Source organism: Pseudomonas sp. BSw22131 (assembly GCF_026810445.1).
In the GTDB taxonomy this organism is placed as follows: domain Bacteria; phylum Pseudomonadota; class Gammaproteobacteria; order Pseudomonadales; family Pseudomonadaceae; genus Aquipseudomonas; species Aquipseudomonas huanghezhanensis.
The window spans coordinates 1,663,745-1,681,488 of sequence record NZ_CP113949.1; the positions used below are offsets into that span (position 1 = coordinate 1,663,745).

Below are 17,744 nucleotides of genomic sequence, written 5' to 3' on the forward strand. Positions count from 1 at the left end.
CGCGCTCCTGCAATCTCAGCATTACTTCGCCAGATACCGCATCCCTTCCTCCAGCCCCCGGAGCGTCAGCGGATACATCTGATTATCGATCAGGTCCTGCACGATATGGGTAGAGGTGGTGTAGGCCCAGGCGTCTTTGGGGTACGGATTGATCCAGATGATCTTCTTGAACTTGGCCTTGAAGCGCTGCATCCAGGCATAGCCGGCTTCTTCGTTCCAGTGTTCGACGCTGCCGCCCGGCTGCGTGATTTCGTAGGGCGCCATGGCGGCGTCACCGATGAAAATCACTTTGTAGTCGGCGCCGTATTTGTGCAGCAAGTCTTGGGTGGACGTGCGTTCTGAGGTGCGGCGCTGGTTGTTTTTCCAGACCGACTCGTAAATGAAGTTATGGAAATAGAAATACTCCATGTGCTTGAACTCGGTCTTGCAGGCCGAGAACAGCTCTTCGCAGATCTTCACATGCGCGTCCATCGAACCGCCGATATCAAACAGCAACAGCAGCTTGATGGTGTTGCGTCGCTCGGGCCGCATCTGGATGTTCAGCAGCCCGGCGTCGCGGGCGGTGTGATCAATGGTGCCGTCGATGTCCAGCTCATCCGCCGCGCCCTGACGCGCGAACTTGCGCAGCCGCCGCAGGGCGACCTTGATATTGCGCGTGCCGAGCTCGACCTGATCGTCGAGGTTTTTGTACTCACGCTGCTCCCAGACTTTCGCCGCTTTGCCCTGGCGCTTGCCGGCATCGCCAACGCGAATCCCCTCGGGGTTGTAACCGCCCGACCCAAACGGACTGGTGCCACCTGTGCCGATCCATTTGTTGCCGCCGGCGTGGCGTTCTTTCTGTTCTTCAAGGCGCTTCTTGAATTCCTCGATCAACTTGTCCAGCCCGCCAAGCGACTGAATCTGCGCACGCTCCTCATCGCTGAGCGAACGCTCGAACTCCTTGCGCAGCCACTCTTCGGGGATCAACGCCTGCAAGTGATCATCGAGCTTTTCGAGCCCATTGAAGTAGGCGCCAAACGCCCGGTCAAACTTGTCGTAATGGCGCTCGTCCTTCACCAGAATCGCCCGGGACAGGAAATAAAACTCATCCATGTCGGCAAAAGTGACGCGCTGTTTGAGCGCGTTGATCAGGTCCAGCAGCTCGCGAACCGAGACCGGGACCTTGGCGGCGCGCATTTCGTTAAACAGATTGAGCAGCATGACGACGGTCCGCTATCCAGTTAAACAGAGGGATCAACGATTGCCGCGACGGCTCATGAACGCCAGCCGCTCAAGCAACTGCACATCCTGTTCGTTCTTGACCAGCGCGCCGGCCAGCGGCGGGATGGCTTTGGTGGGATTACGCTCGCGCAGCACCGCTTCGCCGATGTTGTCGGCCATCAGCAGTTTGAGCCAGTCGACCAGCTCTGAGGTCGAGGGTTTTTTCTTCAGGCCTGGCACTTTGCGCACGTCGAAAAACACGTCAAGCGCTTCGCTGACAAGGTCCTTTTTGATATTGGGATAATGCACATCGACGATCTTCTGCAGCGTCGCGCGATCAGGGAAGGCGATGTAGTGAAAGAAGCAACGGCGCAGAAACGCGTCCGGCAGCTCTTTCTCGTTGTTGGAGGTAATGATGATGATCGGACGGATTTTCGCCTTGATCGTCTCGTCGATCTCGTAAACGTAGAACTCCATCTTGTCGAGTTCTTGAAGCAAGTCGTTGGGGAACTCGATGTCTGCCTTGTCGATTTCATCGATCAGCAGGATCACACGCTCGTTGGCCTCAAAGGCTTCCCAGAGCTTGCCCTTCTTCAGGTAATTGCGCACGTCGTGGACTTTGTCGACGCCCAGTTGTGAATCCCGCAGGCGGCTGACCGCATCGTATTCATAAAGACCCTGGTGGGCTTTGGTGGTGGATTTGATGTGCCAGGTGATCAGCTTGGCGCCAAAGGATTCAGCCAGTTGCTCGGCGAGCATGGTCTTGCCGGTGCCGGGCTCGCCCTTGACCAGCAGCGGGCGCTCAAGCGTGATGGCAGCGTTGACCGCAAGCTTCAGGTCGTCGGTGGCGACGTAGGCCTGAGTGCCTTCGAATTTCATCGGAAAATCCTCGAACGTAGGGTCCGGGCGAAAACCCTGGACAGCTCAAATAGACTGAGCAAGTAGACGGGAACAGGTAGACGGCAACAATGGACGGACTATAACGCGCAGGCCGGGGCACTGTGAACGCAGACCCTTTATTCAGTAGCTGAATGAAGAGTCGCGTTTTGACTTGGAGAAATTGTAACGCTGTTGATGTATCGCTAATTTGGCAGGAAATGCTGCCAGTGTGGTCCGCTCCGTTGGCAGGTTTGCTGCGGCTACGCGACAGATCGTCAGCAAGCTAACTCCCACGCCTTCGGCAGAAGCTGATCTGCGCTGTGCATTCGTTACCCGCCCAAAGCGTTGATGCGCTCCACAGCGGTGCCGCACGATCGGCGTCCTTCAAGGCGCAGTCTTGCTGCTGTCATAACGCGTATTGAAGGCCTGCACGAACGCATTGCGCAGGATCTGCAAAAACGCCTGGAATGCGCTGATGTCCTGTTTGTGCACACTGCCGCTGAGGTCAACCCGGGTTGCGAACTGGTTTTTGCTCTGATTCTTCAGCACCGTTTCGCTGGCGCCAACGACCGCTTCCCAGACGGAGCGGAAGAAGCCCTTGTTCTGGTTTTCGACGTCCTGCTGCCAGTTGAAGATATCGACGTCCTTGAGCAACGGTTTCACGTAGCCCGTCAGTTGCCCATTGTTGGCCTGCGCCTCAATGACGATGTCGCCGTTACCCGCCTTGAAATCGAATTTGCCATAGGCGGCCGCGAAGTCGTTCATCTGCGTGAGCTGGATATTGGTCGCACGCAGCTTGAAGTCGAAGTCTTCAAAATTGCTGAACGGGTCGAAGGTCGCCGTGCTTTCAAGCGGCGCGTTGCCCAGCAGTAAGGCTTTGCCTTCGAAGCGTGCATCCCGATTTCCCGCGGTGTCGACGACGTTGGTCAGGTTGAACAGGCTGGCGTTGACCTTGTCAGCTTCGATTTTCACCTTGGGCGTGGAGGTAAAGTTGTTGAAGCTTATTTTCCCGTCCACCACCCGCACTTCGTTCACCGTGATCGGCAGCAGCTTGTTCAACTGGGCGCGCCAGTCCGTGCCTTGACCGGTCTGCGATGCCTGCTTGTTGCCGCCGTCCACGAAGTTGAGCTGCGGGCCGATAAATGCAACCTCGGCCACGACCGCATGGTCGTACCACAACGCATGCCAGCTCACCGCCAGGTCGATCACGGGGATGTTGACGAACGGCACAGGCACCTTGCTGTCCGCCTTCACAATGTTCAGGCCGTTGATCTTGTAGGCGCCGCGCCACAGCGCGAGCTCGACATCGGTGATCTGACCCCGATATTCACCCATGTCCGCCAGTTTGTCGTTCAAGTAGTTGCGAACGACGTAGGGCAATGCGATATGCACCGCGACCAGCAGCACGACGATGCCGAGTACTGTCCAGAGTGGCCAGCTGTAGCGACGTTTCATGGCGTTACCTCAGGTTGTACACGTGTTGACTGTCGCGTTCGGCGTCCGTTCGCAAGCACTGGACGCTTATAGGCTGGCGGCATAGGCTTTGATCCATTCAACACCCTGCACAAAGGACCCCGTCATGAGCCGTATCTACGCTGACAACGCCCACTCCATTGGCAACACGCCACTGGTGCAGATCAACCGTATCGCGCCCCGGGGCGTGACTATTCTGGCCAAGATCGAAGGGCGCAATCCCGGTTACTCGGTCAAATGCCGCATTGGCGCAAACATGATCTGGGACGCGGAAAGCAGCGGCAAACTCAAGCCCGGCATGACCATCGTCGAACCGACCTCCGGCAATACCGGCATCGGCCTGGCCTTTGTGGCAGCAGCACGTGGCTATAAATTGATGCTGACGATGCCCGCATCCATGAGCATAGAACGTCGCAAGGTACTTAAAGCACTGGGTGCCGAAATTGTGCTGACCGAAGCGGCCAAGGGCATGAAGGGCTCGATCGCCAAAGCTGAAGAACTGGTCGCGCTGAACCCCGAAATTCACTTCATGCCCGCGCAGTTCGAGAACCCGGCAAACCCCGCCATTCATGAAAAGACCACGGGCCCGGAAATCTGGAACGACACCGATGGCGCGATTGATGTACTGGTGGCGGGCGTCGGCACCGGCGGCACGATCACCGGCGTGTCGCGTTATATCAAAAAGACCATGGGCAAGCCGATTCTGTCGGTGGCCGTAGAACCGATGGGCTCGCCGATCATCACCCAGCAGTTGGCAGGCGAAGAAATCACCCCGGCGCCGCACAAGATCCAGGGCATCGGCGCCGGTTTCATCCCCAAAAACCTCGACCTGTCGATGGTTGATCGGGTTTCCCTGGTCAGCGATGAAGAAGCCAAGGCCATGGCCTTGAGGCTGATGCAGGAGGAGGGGATTCTGTGCGGGATTTCCTGTGGCGCTGCGATGGCGGCCGCCGTGCAACTGGCTGAAAAGCCGGAAATGCTGGGCAAGACCATCGTGGTTATCCTGCCGGACTCGGGGGAGCGCTACCTGTCGAGCATGCTGTTCAGCGACATGTTCACCGATCAGGAGCTGACGCAGTAAGCGGGTGGGCTTTGCAAGTTACAAGGCGCGGCTTTACAAGACGCGGCTTTTTACAGAGGCGAACTGAGCTTATGATGGCCGCCATTCAGACCCACGCGATTGTCGCGTTGAGTCGCCGGGCGGTCGTCAGCCTGCTTTCCAATCTAATAAAGTCAACCACAGCGCTGCGTCACTGTTAGCTTTTTGCCTGTTCGAGGAGAGTTTCATGAGCCTTTCTTTCGCTGCCAAGGCGGCAATATTGCTGCTGTTTGTCGGCAGCACGCTGTACGTGCATTTACGTGGCAAGGCCCGTTTGCCGCTACTGCGTCAATTCGTGAACCACTCTGCGCTGTTCGCCCCCTACAACGCGCTGATGTATCTGTTCTCCAGCGTCCCGTCCAGGCCGTACCTGGACCGCAGCAAGTTTCCTGAGCTGGATGTGCTCAAGGACAACTGGGAGACCATTCGCGACGAAGCGATGCACCTGTTCGACGAGGGTTACATCCGTGCTGCCGCCAAGGACAACGACGCCGGTTTCGGTTCGTTTTTCAAGAAGGGCTGGAAGCGCTTTTACCTCAAGTGGTACGACAAACCCTTGCCTTCGGCAGAGACGCTGTGTCCCAAGACGGTTGAACTGCTCAGCCGTATCCCCAACGTCAAAGGCGCCATGTTCGCCCTGCTGCCGGGCGGTAGTCACCTGAACCCTCATCGTGATCCGTTTGCCGGCTCACTGCGCTATCACTTGGGTCTGTCGACGCCCAACTCCGACGATTGCCGTATTTTCGTGGACGGCAACGTCTACGCCTGGCGCGACGGGGAAGACGTAATGTTCGACGAGACCTATGTGCATTGGGTCAAGAACGAAACCGACGTGACCCGGGTGATTCTGTTCTGCGACGTCGAGCGTCCGTTGAGCAACGGCTTTATGCGGGCAGTCAACCGCAAGGTCAGCGACTTTCTGGGCCGCGCTACTGCGCCGCAGAACACCGACGACGAACGCGTCGGCGGCATCAATCAGGCTTACGCCTTCAGCAAGCGCTTCAGCAACAGCTTCAGCGGCAAGGTCAAGCAGTTCAAGCGCGCCAACCCCAAGGCCTATCGCATCCTGCGTCCGGTGCTGGCCGTGATGGTGCTGACGCTGCTGGGTTATTGGCTGTTCGGTTAACAGGGCGGTTCTGTCGGGCTTACAACACGAACCGCGTCACCAGTCCATTCAAATCAACCGCCAACCGGGACAATTCCTGGCTGGCCGCTGAAGTCTGAGTAGCGCCCGCCGCGGTCCGTGTCACGCCCGGTTTAACGTAGGCTCACGTGGCGACTGAGCAGTGCCCGCAACGCCGCGGGCTTGACCGGTTTAGCCAAGTAATCAAGGCCTGCCGCGTGCACTTGCGCGATTAATTCCGGGCGCACGTCGGCGCTGATCAATACGCCCGGCACGGGCTCGCCCATTTGGGTTCGCAACCAGGCCATCAGTTGCGTGCCGGTTTCGCCATTGTCCAGGTGATAGTCCACCAGCGCCAATTGCGGGCGAACGCCCTGATCCAGCAACGCCTGGCATTGCGCCCGATCGCGTGCCGTCCAGACCTGACAGCCCCAACGGCTGAGCAGGCTGTTCATGCCAATCAGGATGCTGTCTTCGTTATCCACGCACAGGACCTGCGTGCCATTGAGTGGCGTACGCGTCGGCTCGCCAATCGCAGCAACGACTGGCAATTGTGTCTGCTGCTGCGCCAGAGGGACGGCGACGCTGAACACGCTGCCACGCCCCGGCCAAGAACGCACTTGCAAGCTATGGCCCAGCACACGGCACAGTCCATCGGCGATGGCCAGTCCCAACCCGAGGCCTTTTTCAGCGCGCGTCTGATGGCTGTCCAGACGTTTGAACTCCTCGAAAATCACTTGGCGTTTGTCCTCAGGGATGCCCGGTCCACGGTCCCAGACCTCAAGGCTCAATTGCCCATCCTGACGACGCACGCCCAGCAACACCGGCCCTTTGGCGTAGCGGAAAGCGTTGGTCAGGAAGTTCTGCAACACCCGTCGCAGCAGCTTCACGTCACTGTCGATGCGCAACGCGCTGCCGCGTACACGGAAATCCAGACCTTGCTCCTGCGCCAGCGCCTTGAATTCGGCGCCCAGCGTGTCGAACAGCGTGTTGAGCGAAAAAGGCTGACGATTGGGGGTGAACTTGCCATTCTCCAGCCGCGAGATGTCCAGCAGGTCGCTGATCAGGTCTTCGGCTGAACGCAGTGAACTGTCCAGATGATGAATCAGTTGCTGCGCCTCGTCCGGGATGTTGTCGCCCGCGTGGGAGAGGGCGGCAGAGAACAGGCGTGCCGCGTTCAACGGTTGCATCAAGTCGTGACTGACGGCCGCCAGGAAACGGGTCTTCGATTGGTTGGCGGCCTCTGCATTGCCTTTGGCTTCGGTCAACGCCACGTTCAGTTGCGACAGTTCGTGGGTACGTTCGGCCACACGCTGTTCGAGGCGTTCGTTGACGCCTTTGAGCGCCTGCTCGGCCTCGCGGAACGCGGTGATGTCAGAAAAACTCATGACGAACCCGCCACCGGGCATCGGGTTGCCGATCAGCTCGATCACCTGGCCGTTGGGGAATAACCGCTCGGACGTGTGGGCGCGGCCCTGGCGCATCCAGTGCAGCCGGCGTGCCACGTGAACCTCGGCTTCGCCCACGCCGAGCAACCCGCGTTCAGCGTTGTAGCGAATGATGTCGGCAATCGGGCGGCCCACGCTGATCAAGCCCTCGGGGTAGTTGAACAGCTCCAGATAGCGGTGATTCCACGCCACCAGCTTCAGGGACTGGTCGACCACGCTGATGCCCTGCGTGATGTTTTCAATAGCGCCTTGCAGCAGCGCGCGGTTGAACTGCAACACCTCGGACGCTTCATCGGCGATGCGCACCACGTCTTCAAGCTGCATGTCGCGGCCTTCGATGGCGGCCTTTACCACAGCGCGGGTCGACGAGGTACCGAGTACACCCGCCAGCAACCGCTCGGTGTGGGCGATCCATTCTCCGGTGGCGTTCTGGTTGGGGTTGAAGCCCTTGCCCTGACGGTAGGCAAAACGATTGAAGCTCTGCTGGGCGCGTTCCTCGCCTACGAAGCGCGCCGAGAGCTTGAGCAAGTCTTCGATCTGCACCGCCAGCAACGACCGGTTATTAGGCCGCGCCTGCAATTCCTGGCCAATGAAACGGCCCGCTTGCCAGTGCTCCGACACCCGTGTGCGCGACAGCACCGAGACCCATGCGAACAGGATGAAGTTGCCCGCCGTTGACAGCACGACACCTTGGGTCAGCGGGCTGATTGGCAGGTTCAGTGGGTTGCCGTGCAGCCATGCCAGCAGCGGGAAGGTGCTCAGCGCCCACCCCATGCTGTGCGCGGCAATGGGCAGGACCAGCGTGTAAAACCACAGGAAAATACCCGCGGCCAGCCCGGCGAACACCCCGCGTCGGTTGGCCTGTTTCCAGTACAGCGCGCCGAGCATGGCGGGTGCCAGTTGAGTAATGGCCGCGAAAGCGATCTGGCCGATGGTCGCCAGACTGGCCGTCGAACCCAGCAGCCGATAGCTGACGTAGGCCAGCAGCAGAATGACCACGATGCTGACCCGACGCACCGAGAGCATCCAGTGGCGGAACACCTCGAACGGTCGTTCGGCGGTTTTGCGGCGCAGCAGCCAGGGCAGCAGCATGTCGTTGGACACCATGGTCGACAGCGCCACGCTGGCAACGATCACCATGCCGGTGGCCGCCGAAGCGCCACCGATGAAGGCCAGCATCGCCAACGCCGGGTGCGCGTGGGCCAACGGCACGCTGATCACGAATGAATCCGGCAGCACCGAGCTTGGCAGCATCATCTGGCCCGCCAGCGCAATCGGTACGACGAACAATGCAGCGAGGATCAGGTAAGCCGGAAACACCCAGCGCGCCAGACGTAAATCCTGAGGCTCGATGTTCTCCACCACCGTCACGTGAAACTGCCTCGGCAGGCAGATGATCGCCATCATCGCGACGCCGGTCTGCACCACCATCGACGGCCAGTTGACGGTCTCTTTCCAGTATTCCTCCAGGCGCGGCGCGAGCATGGCCTGGCTGAACAGATCGTCGAAACCGTCGTAAAGCCCATAGGTGACGAACGCGCCAACGGCCATAAAGGCGAACAATTTGACGATGGCCTCAAAGGCAATCGCCAGGACCATGCCGCGGTGGTGCTCAGTGGCGTCGAGGTTGCGCGTGCCGAAGACGATGGTGAATAACGCCAACACCAGCGAGACGATCAGCGCTGTGTCCTGCGCACGGGTGCCGGATGCATCCGCGCCGGCACCGATCAGAATGTTGACACCCAGCACGATGCCTTTGAGTTGCAGCGCGATGTAGGGCAGTACGCCGACCAGGCAGATCAAGGCCACCACCACCGCGAGCGACTGGGATTTGCCGTATCGCGCCGCGATAAAGTCGGCGATGGAAGTGATGTTTTCCTGCTTGCTGATGAGCACCATCTTTTGCAGCACCCAAGGCGCCAGCACCATCATCAGCACGGGGCCCAGGTAAATCGGCAGGAACGACCAGAGTTGTTCAGCAGCCTGGCCCACGGCACCGAAGAAGGTCCAGCTGGTGCAGTAGACCGCCAGCGACAGGCTGTACACCCATGCCCGCAGCCGAGGGGGCAGGGCGCCGCTGCGACGGTCGCCGTAAAACGCGATAGCGAACATGATGGCCATATAGGCCAGGGCGACGGCAGCGATCAGTCCGCTGGACAGCGACATGTGAACTCCAGAACTCAAATCAACCCAACTCGAACCGGACCTTCTATCGCCGGGCAGACAGTCTCGCACGCCGGATCGGCTTCGTCTGTTTCGACCAAGGTCGCGGGGGGGGATGAATCTGCCCCCTGACTCCCAAGCGGACTCGGTTTCAATCTGCAGGCGCGAACTCATTCGCGCAGCGTCTTGGTTGATTCAACACGTGACGCCCTCTCGCTGTAGGCGCGAATTCATTCGCGAGGCGTCTGGATTGCTTCAACCCATGACGCCGTCTCGCCACCAAGTTGGTTCTAGAGCCAATGTTGAGTACAGCCGCCAACATCACGCCTACCCCTGTAGCTGACGAGCCAGCGCGAGGCGGCGATCGCGGTGTGTCAGACACGTTGCGTCGGGGCCTCGCTTTGGCTCGTCAGCTACAAAAACGCGGCTACTTACCTACGCCGGAAAAATCTATATCTGCCAAATAGATGACCTATAGCGAAACTACCCGCTTAGTCGATAACAGCGCTGGACGTAACATGAATGCCACCTCGCCCGAGGACAGGAGACTTTCATGACCAGCACCGTTTTTATCCCGCGCAAACCGTTCAGCCAACTGAGCGCCCCGCGAGAAGTTATCCGCCAGTTCACCCCCAACTGGTTTGCCGTCACCATGGGTACCGGTATTTTATCGTTGCTGCTGGCGCAGTTACCTGTGCCAATACCCGGTCTTTATCGGTTGGCCGAGGCGCTTTGGGTGCTAAATATCGGCCTGTTCATAACCTTCAGTTTCTTGTACATCGCACGTTGGGTGCTGTTTTTCGACGAGGCGCGGCGGGTGTTCGGACACTCCACCGTGTCCATGTTTTTCGGCACGATCCCTATGGGGCTTGCGACCATCATCAACGGTTTGCTGCTCTTCGGGCTCCCGCGATGGGGCGATGGGGTGATCCCGATTGCCGAGACATTGTGGTGGATCGACGTGGTGATGTCGGTGGCCTGTGGTGTGTTGATTCCATTCATGATGTTTACCCGCCAGCAGCACAGCATCGACCAGATGACCGCCGTCTGGTTGTTACCAGTGGTCGCCGCGGAAGTCGCAGCGGTCAGCGGCGGCCTGCTGGTGCCGCATCTGGCTCAGACTCACGCGCAGTTCAGCGTGCTGATTGCCAGTTACGTGCTGTGGGGGTTTTCAGTGCCGGTGGCCTTCAGCATCCTGACCATCCTGTTGCTGCGCATGGCATTGCACAAATTGCCACATGAAAGCATGGCGGCGTCGAGTTGGCTGGCATTGGGCCCGATCAGCACCGGAGCGCTGGGGTTGATGGTGCTGGGCGCCGACTCCTCGAGCGTTTTGGCCGCAAACGGATTGCCTGGCGTGGGCGAGATTGCAGCCGGGTTGGGCCTGATCGGCGGCATCATCTTGTGGGGTGTCGGCGTCTGGTGGCTGCTGATGGCCGTGCTGATCACTCTGCGTTATCTGCGCGACGGCATCCCGTTCAACCTGGGCTGGTGGGGTTTCACCTTTCCGCTTGGCGTATTTGCGTTGACTACCCTGAAACTCGGCGTCGTGCTGAATCTGGGTTTCTTCGTCGTCATGGGCACGGTGCTGGTGGGGTGCCTGGCAGGTTTGTGGTCACTGATCATGAGCCGTACGCTGGCCGGTGCGTACCGGGGCACGTTGTTCGTGTCGCCCTGCATCGCGAAATTGCACTGCGCGACGCTTTAGAGGCCAATCCACGGGATTCGCGCAGGGCAGTTCGGACGAAGTTGGCAGTGAGTGCGTCTGCCTATCGACAACCTCGTCGTCAGCGTCTTCAATATGCGTCGAAAAGGATTTCAATCGATGCATTCTCCCGCCAGCCCTGGCGCCCTTAAGGATCAAGCTTGATGAGTCAGTCGCAATTCAGTTTGTTAAGCAAGCGGCGCTTTCTGCCGTTTTTCGTGACGCAGTCCCTCGGTGCGTTCAACGACAACATCTTCAAGCAATCGCTGATCCTCGCCATTCTTTACAAGCTCGCCATCGACGGTGACCGCTCGATCTACGTCAACCTCTGCGCGATGCTGTTCATCCTTCCGTTCTTTTTGTTCTCGGCGCTGGCCGGTCAGTTCGGTGAGAAGTACCCCAAGGACAAACTGATCCGCCTGATCAAGTTGCTTGAAATCGTCATCATGGTGGTCGGCGCCGTTGGTTTTCTGTCCAGTCATCTGTCGCTGATGCTGGTGGCGCTGTTCGCCATGGGTACGCATTCGGCGCTGTTCGGACCGGTCAAATACTCAATCCTGCCGCAGCACCTGCACGAGAACGAACTAGTGGGCGGGAACGGCCTGGTCGAGATGGGCACTTTCCTGGCCATTCTTGCGGGCACCATCGGCGCCGGGATCATGATGTCCGCCACCCATTACGCACCTATCGTCGCCGCTGCCATGGTGCTGATCGCCTGTCTGGGGTATCTCGCCAGTCGCAGCATTCCACCGGCGGCGGCTGCCTCGCCGGACATCCGCGTCAACTGGAACATCTTCAGCCAGTCCTGGGCCACCCTCAAACTTGGTCTGGGCCAGACCAAAGCCGTGTCGCGCTCAATCGTCGGCAACTCATGGTTCTGGTTTGTCGGGGCGATTTACCTGACGCAAATCCCGGCCTACGCCAAAGACTGGATGTACGGCGACGAAACCGTGGTCACGCTGATCCTCACGGTATTTTCCATTGGCATTGCAGCGGGCTCGATGCTGTGCGAGCGCCTGTCCGGGCACAAGGTCGAGATCGGTCTGGTGCCGTTTGGCTCGATGGGTCTGACGGTGTTCGGATTGTTGCTCTGGTGGCATTCGGGCGGGTTCCCGCAGAACGTTCAGGCCAACGACTGGCTTGCCATCCTGTCTATGGGGCAAGCGTGGTGGGTACTGTTCGACATCCTCGGGATCGGTATTTTCGGTGGTTTCTATATCGTGCCGCTGTACGCACTGATCCAGTCCCGAACCGCAGAAAAAGAGCGCTCGCGGGTGATCGCGTCGAACAACATCCTCAATGCGCTGTTCATGGTGGTGTCGGCGATCGTCTCGATCATCTTCCTCAGCGTAGCCAAGCTGTCGATTCCGCAGCTGTTCCTCGTGGTGTCGCTGATGAACATCGCGGTCAATGCATACATCTTCAAGATCGTCCCCGAGTTCACCATGCGCTTCATGATCTGGCTGCTGAGCCATTCCATGTACCGCGTCGAGCACCGGGATCTGCAGCAAATCCCGGACGAAGGGGCTGCCTTGCTGGTGTGCAATCATGTGTCGTTCGTTGACGCGTTATTGATCGCAGGGTCGGTGCGCCGTCCAATCCGCTTCGTCATGTACTACAAGATCTACAACCTGCCGGTCCTCAACTTCGTCTTCCGCACTGCGGGCGCGATCCCGATTGCCGGAAGGAATGAAGACCTTGCGACGTACGACAAAGCGTTCAAGCGCATCGCCGATTACCTGAAAGACGGAGAGCTGGTGTGCATTTTCCCTGAGGGAAAACTCACCACCAGCGGCGAGATCGACGAGTTCAAAGGCGGCATGGCGCGCATCCTCCAAGAGACCAGCGTCCCGGTGATCCCGCTGGCGCTGCAAGGGTTGTGGGGCAGCTTCTTCAGCCGTGATCCGAACAAAGGCGTGTTTCGACGATTGTGGTCCCACGTGACGTTGGTCGCGGGTGCGCCGATCTCAGGCGAAGACTCGGCACCAGCATTGGTGCGCGAGCGAGTGATGGCATTGCGCGGCGCCGTGCGATGACCGACTAGCGGCTCTGTAGGAGCCAACGTGTTGGCGAGGCGTGCGCTGCGTCGTGCCTATTACGCTGCCTCGCGAACACGTTCGCTCCTACAGGGTTTCGGTCATCAGCTCACGACCGGTTTGTCTTCAGTTACCACGACTTCTGGCTCCATCTTTCTGAAGTACGTCGAGAGTAGCGCCCCCGAGATGTTGTGCCACACGCTAAAGAGCGCGCTGGGCACGGCGGCAAGTGGCGAAAAATGCGCGCTGGCCAATGCAGCGCCCAGGCCTGAGTTCTGCATGCCGACTTCCAGCGACAACGATTTGCGCTGGGCCAGCGGCAGCTTGAACACCTTGCCGGTGAAGTAGCCAAGCAAAAAGCCGAAGCTGTTGTGCAGGATCACCACGGCCATGATCAGCAGGCCGGATTCGGCGATTTTTGCCTGACTGGCAGCGACCACTGCGCAGACAATCATCACGATACTGACCACCGAGATCAGTGGCAGCACGTCCACCGCTATGCTCACCCGCTTGCCCAGCAAACGTTGTGCGATGACGCCCAGGACAATGGGCAACATCACCAGTTGCAGGATCGACCAGAACATCTCCATGAAAGACACCGGCAACCACGCCGACGCCAGCAGCCAGATCAAGGCCGGGGTCAGCAACGGCGCGAGGAGGGTGGTGACAGCCGCGATGGCGACGGACAGCGCAAGGTCGCCTTTGGCCAGCCAGGTCATGACGTTGGACGAGGTACCGCTCGGGCAGCAGCCGACCAGAATCACGCCGACGGCAATTTCGGGTGGCAGTTGAAACAACTGGCACAGCAACCATGCCACGCCAGGCATGATCACGAAATGCGCGATCACACCAAGGGCCACACGCCATGGGTGGCGCGCGACCTCGGAAAAATCGTCGAGCTTGAGGGTCAACCCCATGCCGAACATGACCAGCCCGAGCAGCGGCACGATCAGGGGTTTGAGACCGATGAACCAGGTCGGGAACAAGAAGGCCAGAACGGCGAACAGCAGCACCCAGTACGCGAAGGTGTTACCGACAAAACGACTCAATGCAGCCATCGCACGCATGGCTTGCTCCTCTCTTATTAGGCTGGGGTGGATGCACGTTTGTGTAGGAGCGCGCTTGCCCGCGATTGCGGTGTGTCAGGCATTGCATCCGTGTCTGGCGATATGCAATCGCGGGCAAGCGCGCTCCTACAAATAGCGGCTTGGGTTAGATCCCCTGAGGAATCTCTTCGCCGCCCAACGCTTCCATCAACTGCGGCAGGAATTCGCCGAAGGTCAACATCATCAGCGTGAAGCTCGCGTCTTGCTGGCCCAGTGCGTCGTCGCCGCCGTTTTGCTCGGCTTCATCCTGCAGCAGGTCTTCGAACTTCAGGCGCTTGACTGTCAGTTTGTCGTCCAGCACGAAGGACAGCTTGTCCTGCCACGCCAGCGACAGTTGAGTCACGACCTTGCCGGTGCTCAGGTGCAGCTGGATTTCTTCACTGGTCAGGTCCTGACGCTTGCACTTCACAATGCCGCCGTCTTCGTGGGTGTCGCGTAGCTCGCACTCGTCGAGTACGAAGAAATGCTCGGCGGTTTGCCCGGTCTTGACCCAGTCGGTCATGACCGCAGTCGGCGCGGTCTTCACGGTGATCGGGCGCACCGGCAGCGAGCCTACTACTTCACGCAGGGTGGAGAGCAGGTCTTCGGCACGTTTAGGGCTGGCCGAGTTGACCAGCACCAGGCCTTGTTTCGGCGCGATGGCAGCGAAGGCTACGGAGCGGCGAATGAACGCACGAGGCAGGAACGCCTGGATGATTTCATCCTTGAGCTGATCGCGTTCCTTCTTGTAGACCTTGCGCATTTGCTCGGCTTCGATCTCTTCGATCTTCTCTTTTAGCGCGTCGTTGACAACGCTGCCCGGCAAAATGCGTTCCTCTTTACGCGCTGCGATCAGCATGAAGTCGCCGCTGACATGAACCAGTGGGGCGTCTTCGCCTTTGCCAAACGGGGCAACGAAACCGTAAGTGGTCAACTCCTGGCTGGCACAAGCGCGGGCGGGTTTGGTCGCCAGTGCGGTTTCCAGCGCTTGGGCGTCAAATGGCAAGTCTTGGGTCAGGCGATACACAAGCAGGTTTTTGAACCACATGGGGTGAATCTCTCCTTTATACAAAGTGGGGCATTATTCGCTGCTAAAACCCTGCGGCCAACCCTGCTCTAACCCTTTGGAACGATTATAAAAATTATTTAAAAAAGTGCTTGCCAGAGGTAGGGTCGCTCCGTAGAATGCGCGCCACACCGAGAGTGAAGGGTGATTAGCTCAGCTGGGAGAGCAGCTGCCTTACAAGCAGCGGGTCGGCGGTTCGATCCCGTCATCACCCACCAATCCTTCTCAGTGTTACGCGCAGCGGTAGTTCAGTCGGTTAGAATACCGGCCTGTCACGCCGGGGGTCGCGGGTTCGAGTCCCGTCCGCTGCGCCATATTTAGCTTCAAGGCCCTTGAACTCCTTGAAGCAACGAAGAAAGCGACCTTAGGGTCGCTTTTTTTATGCCTGTCATTCGGACTGTCCGCACCGGGACCGAGCTTTATCGGTATTCCAGCGTGCCGTGATCACAATCGGTGATCACCCCATCAAAAATCAAAATTGGACGCACCTCCTTATTCAGGTTGAAGTGGCTCATCGTCATTTCACGTCGGGAGCACCTCCAGCCATGCAAAACGTCTCTGACACCTTGCGCCTCGATGGGCGTCTGGCGCTGATCACCGGCTCCAGCGGCGGCATCGGACTGGCGCTTGCGCGGGGTCTGGGTCAAGCCGGCGCCCGTGTGGTGTTGAACGGTCGCAATCGAGACACGCTTCAAGCCGCCGCCGATCTGCTCAAAGAGGAGGGCCTGGATGTTCACACTCAGGCGTTCGATGTCACCGATGGCGCGGCGATCAGGGCAGGCGTAGAGCAGATCGAATCGCGCATCGGGCCCCTCGATATTCTGGTCAACAATGCCGGCATGCAGCGCCGGGGCCCGCTCGAAGATTACGCAGAAGCGCATTGGCATGAGCTGATGCGGACCAACCTCGACAGCGCTTTTCTCGTTGGCCAAGCCGTTGCGCGGGGCATGATCGACCGCAAACGCGGCAAAATCATCAATATCTGTTCAGTGCAAAGTGAGTTGGGCCGCCCCGGCATCGCACCCTATGCGGCAAGCAAAGGCGCGTTGAAGATGCTGACCAAGGGCATGGCCATTGATTGGGGCCCGTACGGTTTGAACGTCAACGGTATCGGCCCTGGCTATTTCAAGACTGAGCTTAATGCAGCGCTGGTGGCCAACACTGAATTCAGTGAGTGGCTGGAAAAGCGCACCCCAAGCCGACGCTGGGGCGAGGTGGCAGAACTCGCGGGCGCGGCGGTGTTCCTGGCGTCTGACGCCGCGAGTTTCGTCAACGGCCATATCCTTTATGTCGACGGCGGCATCACTGCCTCGTTGTGATTGCGGAGACCTTCATGCAAGCCATTGTTTGCCACGCGTCCAAAGACCTGCGCGTTGATCCACAGGAAGAACCCGCTGAACTGTCGCCCGGCCAGATGCGGGTGCGTGTTGCTCGCGGCGGGATCTGCGGGTCGGACCTTCATTATTACCAGCACGGCGGATTCGGGGCGGTGCGTCTCAAAGAGCCTATGGTGCTGGGGCACGAGATTTCGGCGGTAATCGAAGCGGTTGGCGACCCGACGGGTGATTTCAGGATAGGCCAGCGCATCTCCGTTTCGCCATCACGCCCTTGCGGTGGCTGCAAGTTCTGCCACAAAGGCCAACCCAACCATTGCCTGAACATGCGCTTCTACGGCAGCGCGATGCCGTTTCCGCATGTGCAGGGTGCGTTTCGCGAATCATTGGTGATCGACGCCAGTCAGGCCCACGTATTGGCCGACCACGTCAGTCTGGCCGAAGGCGCGTTGGCTGAGCCGTTATCGGTGGGCTTGCACGCCATTCAGCGGGCGGGGCCGGTGTTCGGCAAGCGTGTGCTGGTGACCGGTTGCGGGCCTATCGGCAATCTGTTGATTGGCAGTTTGCGTGCAGCGGGCGCCGCGCAGATCGTCGCCGTGGACCTGGCTGACAATGCGCTGGAGTGCGCCCGAAAAATGGGCGCCAGCGTGACTCACAACACTCGGCAAACGCCGGATGCACTACAGCAATACAGCGCTGAAAAAGGCTATTTCGACGTGATGTTTGAAGTCTCGGGCAGTGCCCAGGCGTTGCGCGATGGCCTGGCCTGCGTTGCACCGCGCGGCGTAGTGGTCACGGTGGGGCTGGGCGGCGATGTGTCGATCCCGCTGAACGTGTTGGTGAGCAAGGAAATCGACCTGCGCGGCACGTTCCGCTTCCACCCCGAGTTCGCCCAGGCTGTGGATTTGCTCAATCGTCGGGTGATCGACGTTTTGCCGGTGATCTCCCACACAGTGCCGTTCAAAGACGCGGTGCAGGCGTTCGATCTGGCCGGGGACAAAACCCAGGCGATGAAGGTGGTGCTCGACTTCGGCGTGCCAGACTGAGTCGCGCAGTTCTTCACCCAACGCCCGCTTTTGTGGGCGTTGACGAGCCAGAGTGAGGCCGCGATGCGGTCTGTCAGACTTACCGCA

General features: G+C 59.3%; 12 protein-coding genes, 2 tRNA genes and 1 pseudogene. 8 read left to right on the forward strand and 7 right to left on the reverse strand.

Translation table 11 applies throughout. The annotated features are described in order from the left end of the window. Positions 1–21: 21 nt before the first annotated feature. The 3 genes from OYW20_RS07480 to OYW20_RS07490 form a co-directional block, all read right to left on the reverse strand. The gene (locus OYW20_RS07480; protein WP_268800066.1) at positions 22–1,200 is read right to left on the reverse strand and encodes a vWA domain-containing protein; all 1,179 of its coding nucleotides are present in this window, start codon (positions 1,198–1,200) and stop codon (positions 22–24) included. Between the two features lie 33 nt (positions 1,201–1,233). Further along, positions 1,234–2,079 carry an AAA family ATPase gene (locus OYW20_RS07485; protein WP_268800067.1) on the reverse strand — a complete coding sequence of 282 codons (846 nt, stop codon included), beginning with the start codon at positions 2,077–2,079 and terminating at the stop codon, positions 1,234–1,236. Between the two features lie 384 nt (positions 2,080–2,463). After that, a complete protein-coding gene (locus tag OYW20_RS07490; RefSeq protein ID WP_268800068.1) occupies positions 2,464–3,534 on the reverse strand; it encodes a DUF748 domain-containing protein in 1,071 nt (356 codons plus the stop codon). A gap of 124 nt (positions 3,535–3,658) precedes the next feature. On the opposite strand from OYW20_RS07490, the gene cysK reads away from it, so the two are divergent. Beyond that, positions 3,659–4,633, forward strand: a complete 975-nt coding sequence (gene cysK / locus OYW20_RS07495; protein WP_268800069.1) for a cysteine synthase A — start codon at positions 3,659–3,661, stop codon at positions 4,631–4,633. 205 nt (positions 4,634–4,838) lie between these two features. Further along, on the forward strand, positions 4,839–5,777 hold the full coding sequence (locus OYW20_RS07500) for an aspartyl/asparaginyl beta-hydroxylase domain-containing protein (protein WP_268800070.1): 939 nt from the start codon (positions 4,839–4,841) through the stop codon (positions 5,775–5,777). A gap of 19 nt (positions 5,778–5,796) precedes the next feature. Here OYW20_RS07500 and OYW20_RS26125 read toward each other — a convergent pair. Together OYW20_RS26125 and OYW20_RS07505 are read right to left on the reverse strand one after the other, a co-directional pair. Next, positions 5,797–5,898: pseudogene (locus OYW20_RS26125) on the reverse strand (hypothetical protein); the annotation flags it as partial. 10 nt (positions 5,899–5,908) lie between these two features. Next, positions 5,909–9,388 carry a hybrid sensor histidine kinase/response regulator gene (locus tag OYW20_RS07505; RefSeq protein ID WP_268800071.1) on the reverse strand — a complete coding sequence of 1,160 codons (3,480 nt, stop codon included), beginning with the start codon at positions 9,386–9,388 and terminating at the stop codon, positions 5,909–5,911. A 550-nt stretch (positions 9,389–9,938) separates the two neighbouring features. Here OYW20_RS07505 and OYW20_RS07510 point away from each other — a divergent pair. Together OYW20_RS07510 and OYW20_RS07515 are read left to right on the forward strand one after the other, a co-directional pair. Then, on the forward strand, positions 9,939–11,093 hold the full coding sequence (locus OYW20_RS07510; protein WP_268800072.1) for a TDT family transporter: 1,155 nt from the start codon (positions 9,939–9,941) through the stop codon (positions 11,091–11,093). A gap of 158 nt (positions 11,094–11,251) precedes the next feature. Further along, the gene (locus OYW20_RS07515) at positions 11,252–13,126 is read left to right on the forward strand and encodes an MFS transporter (RefSeq protein ID WP_268800073.1); all 1,875 of its coding nucleotides are present in this window, start codon (positions 11,252–11,254) and stop codon (positions 13,124–13,126) included. A gap of 104 nt (positions 13,127–13,230) precedes the next feature. Here the strand turns inward: OYW20_RS07515 and OYW20_RS07520 are convergent, their stop codons facing one another. Then, entirely contained in the window at positions 13,231–14,193 is a 963-nt protein-coding gene (locus OYW20_RS07520; protein ID WP_268800074.1) for a bile acid:sodium symporter family protein, read from the reverse strand. 145 nt (positions 14,194–14,338) lie between these two features. Then, on the reverse strand, positions 14,339–15,259 hold the full coding sequence (gene rdgC / locus OYW20_RS07525) for a recombination-associated protein RdgC (RefSeq protein WP_268800075.1): 921 nt from the start codon (positions 15,257–15,259) through the stop codon (positions 14,339–14,341). Between the two features lie 160 nt (positions 15,260–15,419). Here rdgC and OYW20_RS07530 point away from each other — a divergent pair. From OYW20_RS07530 to OYW20_RS07545, 4 genes are all read left to right on the forward strand, one after another. Further along, positions 15,420–15,495 (forward strand) — tRNA-Val (locus OYW20_RS07530). 19 nt (positions 15,496–15,514) lie between these two features. Next, positions 15,515–15,591: transfer RNA gene (locus OYW20_RS07535), tRNA-Asp, on the forward strand. 231 nt (positions 15,592–15,822) lie between these two features. Next, positions 15,823–16,596, forward strand: a complete 774-nt coding sequence (locus OYW20_RS07540; protein WP_268800076.1) for an SDR family oxidoreductase — start codon at positions 15,823–15,825, stop codon at positions 16,594–16,596. Between the two features lie 14 nt (positions 16,597–16,610). Next, entirely contained in the window at positions 16,611–17,657 is a 1,047-nt protein-coding gene (locus OYW20_RS07545) for an L-idonate 5-dehydrogenase (protein WP_268800077.1), read from the forward strand. Positions 17,658–17,744: the final 87 nt, after the last annotated feature.